Here is a 7,189-nt window from a genome sequence, read left to right as displayed (position 1 = left end):
CTCCCACCCCTATCCCCCCATCTCAGCCCAGCTCTGCCTCGCCCGAATTTCCCTGGCTAGTCACCCAAGCCGGATTGGTCATCCTCCATCCATTTTTGCCTCAACTCTTCAGCCATTTAGCGATCGCCCAAGGTAACAAAATTAGCAGCGAACACCTTCCCAGAGCCGCCGCCTTACTTTATTTTCTAGCCACAGGGCGAGAGCAAATTTATGAATATGATTTGATGTTAATTAAAATTTTCCTAGGATTACGAACTGAAACACCGCTGTTAGTTGCAGAAGGATTGCTACAGCCGAGCGATCGAACGGAAGCAATCTCATTACTACAAGCAGTCATTGAACACTGGAGTGCATTAAAAAAGACATCTATGGAGGGACTGCGCACCTCGTTTTTACAACGATCGGCCTTGCTGCGGGAACGCGATCGGGGCTGGTATTTACAGCCCGAAACGGCGACGTTTGACCTTTTATTAAACCAACTACCCTGGAGCATTAGTATTATCAAACTTCCCTGGATGCCTCAACCGCTTTATACAGAATGGGCAGTAAGTTAAGTGAGTGAGCTAGCCTATGAATTCCAGTGATCACCATAACAATCGAGTCGCTTCTCAGCAGCAGGTTCCCGATCGACAAACCCACGATCGAGAAATGTTCGATCGAGACCAGAACAACACTCATACAAATCGGGTGAATCACAACAATGCTGCGGATTTGGAATTGGAATTGCATTGGTTTACCGAAGTCCTCAATGCAAGACTCCAGCAGTATTTCCATCTCGAGCCGGACAGTGCTGAACCTGCAAGCCCATCCATGGACGACATCGCACCCCCGGATTTCAGCCAGCGGCAGTCGGACTATGCTCGATTAATTCGACAATTTGATTTCTCACCCGAAGAACGTCTTGTGTTCATTCTGGCCTTAATTCCCCATGTGCGGCCTCAATTGCTGGATGTGTTGTGGAGCAAGAATGAAGCCATCGATCGGGGGTTTACAGAATTCGGCGGCATCCAGGGAACCCACCATGGCGGCTTCATTCCCACGGGTGAAACGGCTGCATTTATCCTGGCGGGAGATGATTTAACCCGTCGATTTGATTTAATCCGTTTCTTTGAAGGCGATCGGTCCTTTGCCCGCTTGCAACTGCTCCATCTGGCTCCGGTGGCGGCGGGGGAACCATTGCTAAGTGGGGCGCTGGTGTTATCTTCGGAATGGTTGCATCGTTTGACCACGGGCGTCGATCGTAAACCCAATTTCAATAGCGAATTTCCCGCCCGTTTAATCGAAACCCATCTGGACTGGGAGGATTTAATTCTGCCTGCTTCCACGTTAGAGCAGTTGGACGAAATCAAACATTGGATTTTATACGGGCAGGAATTGCTGCAAGGCTGGCAAATGCACCATCGCCTACGGCCAGGATTTACCAGCCTGTTCTATGGCCCACCGGGAACGGGAAAAACCTTCTCTGCTTGCTTACTGGGGAAACATTGTGGCTGTGATGTTTACAAAATTGATCTCAGTATGATTGTTTCTAAATACATTGGCGAAACTGAAAAAAACTTAGCCAAAATTTTCGATCTCGCGGAACATAAACAATGGATTTTGTTCTTTGACGAAGCCGATGCCCTCTTTGGCAAACGCACCAAGGTCGATGATTCCCACGATCGCTACGCCAACCAGGAAATTAGTTTTTTATTACAACGTATTGAGGAGTTTAACGGCGTTGTGATTCTCGCTTCTAACCTCAAAGCCAATATTGATGATGCCTTTATTCGCCGCTTTCAATCGATCGTCCATTTCCCCATGCCCAAGGCGGCGGAACGGTTACAAATTTGGCAGAATGCCTTCTCACCCAAGGCCATTTTAGAAGATAGAATTGAGCTACATCGCATCGCCGAAAAATACGATTTGTCGGGGGGCACCATTATGAATGTGGTTCGCTACGTTTCCCTCAAAGCCCTCAGTCGCCACGAACACACCATTTTATTCACCGATCTTGAAGAAGGCATTCGTCGAGAATTGGTCAAGGAAGGCAGAACGCTTTAACCCTCATTCCCCCACCCTCATTCCCCAACCCTTATTCCCCCTAGGAGCACCCTACCCGTGGAAACGGCTCGCCACAAAACTGCTACCCGATCGGCCTCCCCTGCGCCGAAACCCGCTGCGGCCCCTCGGATTCAGCGGAAGGTGGTTGCGACAGCCGGAAAGGTGCAAGGTCAGGTGCAATGTCAATCGGCGATGAAGGTTTCTTCCCCCCAGGATTCTGCTGAAAAAGAAGCTGATCGAACCGCGCAGAAAATCATGCGCATGGCGGTACCGGAAAGTTCAATTTCCTACGTTCGCACAGAAAAAGGAAGTGTTTTTCGACAAGTTAAACCGGAGGAAAAGGAGAAAGATAAAAAAATCCAACGTCAACTGCAATCCTCTTCGCTCCGATCGCCTTCACTCCAGTCGCCCTATATCCAACGCTTTGCGAATACGGGAATTTTCACCCAACGCAACCGAGAAGATTCCATTCACCGCAAAGCTGAAGGTCAGCCCAATGTCGCCTCAAATGTCGCCGCAGAAATTCAAGCCAGTACAGCCACGGGAGCGCCCCTACCGCTGACGGTACGACGATTTATGGAACCCCGCTTCCAGGCGAATTTTAGCCAGGTGAAAATCCACACGGGTGATCGATCGGCTAAGCTGAATCGGCAACTCAACGCCCAAGCCTTCACCGTCGGCAATCAAATCTTTTTTGGCAAGGATAAATTTAAACCCGATAGTCAGGAAGGCAAGGAACTCATTGCCCACGAATTGACCCATACCATTCAGCAGGGTGCCGCCATTCAGCGCCGAGAAGCCGTTTCTGTAACACCTGTTTCTGTAACGCAGCAGGCTCCTGTGCAGGTACAACGGCTGGGCCTCAGTGATGCGCTGGATTACTTTGCGGATAAGGCCAATCTGATTCCTGGCTTCCGGATGTTTACGATTATTTTGGGTGTGAATCCCATTAATATGAGCCGGGTGGAGCGCAGTGCGGCCAACATTCTACGGGCGATCGTCGAGTTTTTACCCGGTGGTGGATTGATTACCCAAGCGCTGGATAATTACGGCGTGTTCGATCGGGTAGGTGCCTGGATTGAGCAGCAAATTCAAAGCCTGGGGATGACGGGGTCGGTGATTCGGCAGGCGATCGACCAGTTCCTCGACTCCCTCAGTTGGACGGATATTTTTGATCTAGGAGGGGTGTGGAATCGGGCCAAACGCATCTTTACGGAACCCATCGATCGCATCATCAGTTTTGGTCGCAATTTAGTCACAGGGATTATTCGCTTTGTCAAAGAAGCAATTCTGCGTCCCTTGGCCCGTTTGGCAGAAGGAACCCGAGGCTATGACTTGCTGAAGGCGGTGCTGGGGCAAGATCCCATTACGGGCGATCCCGTGCCGCGCAATGCGGATACCTTGATCGGCGGCTTCATGAAGCTGATCGGCCAGGAAGAAGTGTGGAACAACTTGAAGCAGGCCAATGCGGTGGCGCGGGCTTGGGCTTGGTTCCAGGGGTCGTTGGCAGGTTTACTGGGCTTCGTGCGGCAAATTCCAACGCTATTTATTCAAGCGCTGCAATCGCTGGAAATTGCGGATATTGTACTGTTGCCTCGGGCCTTTGTCCGGGTGGGCACGGTGTTTGCAAATTTTGTCGGTCGGTTTATTTCCTGGGCGGGGCAGCAGGTGATGAGCCTGTTGCAAATCATCTTTGAAGTGGTGGCTCCCGGTGTCATGCCCTACATCCGCCGCGCCGCCGGAGCCTTCCGCAGCATTATCCAAAATCCGATCGGCTTTGTGCGGAACTTAGTGCGGGCAGGTATTCTAGGGTTCCGTCAGTTTGCCAGGAATTTCCTGACCCATTTGCGCACCTCGTTGATTGGCTGGTTAACGGGGACGATGAGTGGGGCTAATATTTACATACCCCAAGCGTTTACTCTGCGGGAAATCATCAAGTTTGTCCTAAGTGTGTTGGGGCTGACTTGGCAAAATATTCGTCAGAAATTAGTGCGGGTGATTGGCGAACCCGCTGTGCAGGCATTGGAAACGGGCTTTGATATTGTCATGACCTTAGTGACCCAAGGCCCTGCGGCGGCCTGGGAAAAAATTCAAGAGAGCCTCTCCAATCTGCGCGATATGGTCATGGAGCAGATTATGACCTTTGTGCGCGATCGGGTGGTGCAAGCAGCCATTACGCGCCTGATCACGAGCCTCAATCCGGCGGGGGCGTTTATCCAAGCCATTATCGCCACCTACAACACAATCATGTTCTTTGTAGAACGGTTACGGCAAATTGCTCAAGTGGCAATGGCGTTTATTGATTCCGTTAGCGCGATCGCCAGTGGTGTTCTCGCTGCCGCTGCCAATCGTGTAGAAACCACCATGGCAGGATTGTTAACGCTGGTGATCAGTTTCCTAGCCAGAATTGCAGGTTTAGGCCGAGTCAGTGATGCGGTCACTAATATCATCAACCGGGTTCGCGCACCGATCGATCGGGCCTTAGACCGAGTAGTGGACTGGATTGTGACCCAAGCCCGTCGTCTCGGACGCTTGATCATGGGTGGCAGAACCGCTAGACCCGATACGCGAACCCCAGCCCAAAAACAACAAGCCCTGATGCAGGCTGTTCGTGAAGCACAAGCCTTAGATCCGGGTATGGGTCGCCGTGCCCTCACAGCAGCACTCCAACAAATTAAAACTCGCCATCAACTCACGGATCTCTCTGCCAGACCCGAACGCAATATCCTGAGAGTTCATGCGGCCATTAATCCAGAATATGTGTTTGAGCTACCGGATTTGGAGGGATTAGATGAAGCAATGATTCGAGCATTGGATGCCGCAAAAGTCAGAATTGATGCCTTGCCTGCTGCACGGGATACCACGGCTGCTGAAGGAATTGTGACCCAGGAAATTCGTACTGCTGCGCCAACAGCGCGACTACAATTTGTGCGGACAAGAGGGACTGATATCCTACAAGGTGCAGATATTATTCTGCTCACACCTCGCCGTCGATCCCTGGGGATGATTGTTTCGGTCTACTCTAGTGTTTATCGAGTGATTGGTCAGCGGGGGAGTCAGCGGCTCTTCCACAATCAAATTAATCAACTGGAGTATGTTCTGAGTAGTACAGGTTCTAGAGTTCAGCGTTATGTGGGGCGGAATATTAATACTGCGGAACAACGAATTTTAGACAATTCTCGATTTTCCACCCCTGAAGGTGAAACGATTACCTATCGAGATTTGCCCCCCAGACCGGGTAGAGGGCGTAATGCAAATAAACCTCGGGTTACCGATCCGCGTCAACATGTAGTAAATGCTAGCTTACCGAGCGTTTTTTCCTCAACCACAACACTACCGAGCCCTGAGACATTAACCAATCCTCGTGATACCGGGGAAGAATTTAATAAATCAGGGACTATTCGGATTGATTTGTTCAGAATTGATCCCAGCAAAATCATTGATTTAACGTCTCCAGCAGAACTGAATCGATGGGGATTCTTTAGCGGAACAATCGATCCACGGGCTGCATCGGATGCGGCACGAACTAAAGAGGTGTTGATTCGGGGTGGTATTCCTGGCAACGCAATTGTAGAATACACTCCAAACGGATAATCACAGATAATTTATGGCCTTCGTTACCTACTATTGGAATCCTCAGCAATTAACTGAGAAACCTCTTCGAGATGCAATCAATATCTTGGAGAATTCTAATAGTTCCAAGAAAGACTTTAGAGATGCTTTAGTTTTACTTCTCAATAGTCAAAATGTCTATGCTTATAGTATTGTATTTGACCAATACAGTTATTCCAGAACAGAAATGGGAAATCATCGAGAGGAGATTTTCGATGATCTAGAAGATAAGATTTTAGCTTTAGCTAGACACGAGTTGAAGCAACCTCCTATTGTTCAGGAAATCCGACCCAACAGTTATCTTCAAGGCGCTAATCATGCCAGTGCATTACAGGTTCTTTGGCGATGCGGTGTAGAGGCGGATATTGCCCTTGTAATCCCTTACCTTGCCAATAGTTCTGACTCAACGGTTGTTGCCTGTGCTTGTACTGCTGCTAGATATCTGCTTTCGGAATCTACACAGTTTTATCCAGACGTCTTTCAGGCAATTCGACAGATTTTAGAATCTTCTCAGTGGAATGAAGCCGTGAAATCTGAAGCTGTGAATATACTTTCCTATTATCCCAATCTAGAAGCAGAAAAGATGTTGGTACAAATTGCTCAAGAACAGTCTTATCCAATGTCGGGTCATGCAGTTCTAGCATTGCTATCTCAACAACCTGAGAAGTACGCTCAATTTGCACAAACAATTGCTGATCAATGGCCTTCAGATATTCACTTCCCTGGCATGTATGTCCGTCAATTACTATCAGAAATTTCAGCATCCTAATTCTCAGACTGATTCACTAACGCTCATAGTGACTAAGTTAGTGTTAGTGTTCTAGTTCAGGTAAAGTCACTTGACGTTTGCCTTACTTAACGTAGCTGTCTATCACACATCAGCCAGTTGCTTAATACATTCGATCGCGGCTAATCAACGATATCTTTATGCTGCCAAAATACTACGGTACTCATGAACCGGATTACTACGATCGATGAATTTTATCCTCAATGCTCATCCTTCTACCATCAATATGGCCACAGGCAACTCAGCCCCCCTACGCCTTCCCACCCGATCGGGTGATCTGAAAATCGCTGCATCGATCCAGCATCCAAGCGCCTGCAAACCATCAGGAATTATGAATAATCCCTTTGTTTTTATCGACAGTGCCCACAAATTCGGCACAATCTACAGTACCCTCTTACCAGAACCGCCCCCGCTCTTAAACCACCTCGTCAGGATGCTAGGAGATCACGTATGGATAGGTCAATTCAAACCGGCTGGATTCCCGATCGACAAGATCCCAGAGACTTCACTCTCAATAATCAACTGATTCAGCAATTGCTAATCCATAGTCAATCCGATCGACGAGTGACCCAAGTCACCCAAGAACTGATTAGCTGGTTAAACGAACTCATTAGCTATTTACCTAGTGGACTGTCAGTTTTCAATTTGTGGATAGAGGCGCTTCAGTCGAATCCGAGCATCGGCAGTAGTAAACTGCCAATCTACTGCCTTTTGCAATTGATTACGTTCAGTGTACCAAGCCTGGGT

The 7,189-nt window shown here is 48.8% G+C and carries 5 protein-coding genes; all 5 read left to right on the top strand.

The genetic code is table 11. The annotated features are described in order from the left end of the window. Positions 1 to 554 (top strand): contractile injection system tape measure protein (locus tag ACN4EG_RS26715; RefSeq protein WP_431633329.1); only part of this gene is annotated, 554 nt, incomplete at its 5' end. Positions 555 to 570: 16 nt separating this feature from the next. Continuing rightward, positions 571 to 2,043: an ATP-binding protein gene (locus ACN4EG_RS26710; protein WP_431633328.1), complete on the top strand. Its 1,473-nt coding sequence runs from the start codon at positions 571 to 573 to the stop codon at positions 2,041 to 2,043. 57 nt (positions 2,044 to 2,100) lie between these two features. Further along, positions 2,101 to 5,637 (top strand): eCIS core domain-containing protein, encoded by a 3,537-nt coding sequence (locus tag ACN4EG_RS26705; RefSeq protein ID WP_431633327.1) that lies wholly within the window; start codon positions 2,101 to 2,103, stop codon positions 5,635 to 5,637. Between the two features lie 13 nt (positions 5,638 to 5,650). Further along, positions 5,651 to 6,424, top strand: coding sequence for a hypothetical protein (locus ACN4EG_RS26700; protein ID WP_431633326.1), 774 nt, complete (start codon positions 5,651 to 5,653; stop codon positions 6,422 to 6,424). A gap of 468 nt (positions 6,425 to 6,892) precedes the next feature. Beyond that, positions 6,893 to 7,189: hypothetical protein (locus ACN4EG_RS26695; RefSeq protein WP_431633330.1), on the top strand; the 297-nt coding region annotated here is incomplete at its 3' end.

Origin of the sequence: Alkalinema pantanalense CENA528 (assembly GCF_050753345.1) — a bacterium.
Lineage (GTDB): Bacteria > Cyanobacteriota > Cyanobacteriia > Leptolyngbyales > Leptolyngbyaceae > Alkalinema > Alkalinema pantanalense.
This window is presented reverse-complemented; position numbering and strand designations above follow the sequence as displayed.

Bases quoted from the DNA above. Each gene is read 5' to 3' on its own strand.
- ACN4EG_RS26710 (WP_431633328.1), top strand. From the start codon at position 571: ATGAATTCCAGTGATCACCATAACAATCGAGTCGCTTCTCAGCAGCAG.
- ACN4EG_RS26700 (WP_431633326.1), top strand. From the start codon at position 5,651: ATGGCCTTCGTTACCTACTATTGGAATCCTCAGCAATTAACTGAGAAA.